This window comes from Methylobacterium indicum (assembly GCF_001043895.1).
Taxonomy (GTDB): Bacteria; Pseudomonadota; Alphaproteobacteria; order Rhizobiales; family Beijerinckiaceae; genus Methylobacterium; species Methylobacterium indicum.
In genome coordinates this window covers 1-1156 of the sequence record NZ_JTHF01000438.1, presented here as the reverse complement: position 1 = coordinate 1156, position 1156 = coordinate 1, and the positions used below count along the sequence as shown (strand labels likewise).

At 67.0% G+C, this 1156-nt stretch carries 1 protein-coding gene and 1 pseudogene; both read left to right on the top strand.

Translation table 11 applies throughout. From position 1 onward, the window contains the following. Nucleotides 1-249: pseudogene (locus tag QR78_RS35275) on the top strand (hypothetical protein); the annotation flags it as partial. A gap of 172 nt (nucleotides 250-421) precedes the next feature. Further along, on the top strand, nucleotides 422-1156 hold a 735-nt coding region (locus QR78_RS31265), incomplete at its 3' end, for a ferredoxin--NADP reductase (RefSeq protein ID WP_048431537.1).

Below are 1156 nucleotides of genomic sequence, written 5' to 3'. Positions count from 1 at the left end.
CCGACGCTGACGCGCCTGTTCGGCGAGCACGCGCGCCTCGTCGACCCCGCCATGGCGAGCGAGGATTTCCCCTACTTCGCGCAGGCGGCGCCCGGCTTCTTCTACTTCGTCGGCATCACGGCCCCCGGCACCGATCCCGCCAAGGCGGCGCCCAACCACTCGCCGCGCTTCCGCGTCGACGAGGCCGGGCTGATGACCGGCTTGCGCGCTACCCTGCACCTCGTGGCGGACGCGACCGGGATGGCGTGAGACCCCGCCGCCTGGAAGCATTCCGAAGAAGAGGCGATTTTTCCTGGGGCTTGACGGCCACGCAGACCTCGCTTGTGCGCCGACGCCTTGACGGCGATGCCGCACCTGCGAGATGACCGCTCCCAAACCGAGAACCGTCGACCCGTCGAACGCCTTCAGGATTCCTGGCACGATGAGCAACTTCAACGAGGAGCGCGTCCTGTCCGTCCATCACTGGACCGACTCGCTCTTCAGCTTCCGCACCACCCGCGACCCGTCGTTCCGCTTCCGCAACGGCGAGTTCACGATGATCGGCCTCAAGGGCGAGGGCGCCAAGCCGCTCCTGCGCGCCTACAGCGTGGTCAGCGCCAATTACGAGGACGAGCTGGAGTTCTTCTCCATCAAGGTGGCCAACGGCCCGCTCACCTCGAAGCTGCAGCACCTCAAGGTCGGCGACCCGATCGTGGTCAGCCGGAAGGCCACCGGCACCCTGGTGCTCGACAACCTGATGCCCGGCCGCAACCTGTACCTGCTCGGCACCGGCACCGGCCTCGCGCCGTTCCTGGCGATCATCAAGGATCCGGAGACCTACGAGCGCTTCGAGAAGGTGATCCTGGTCCATGGCTGCCGCCAGGTCCAGGAGCTCGCCTACGGCGAGACGATCACCGAGACGCTGCCCCAGCACGAGCTGATCGGCGAGATGGTCCGCGACCAGCTCATCTACTATCCGACCGTGACCCGCGAGCCCTTCCGCAACCGCGGCCGGATCACCGACCTGATGACCTCGGGCAAGCTCTTCGCCGATATCGGCCTGCCGATGATGACGAAGGAGGCCGACCGCTTCATGCTCTGCGGCAGTCCCGACATGATTCGCGACACCCGCGACCTGCTCGCGGATGCCGGCTACGTCGAGGGCAACCACGGCGAG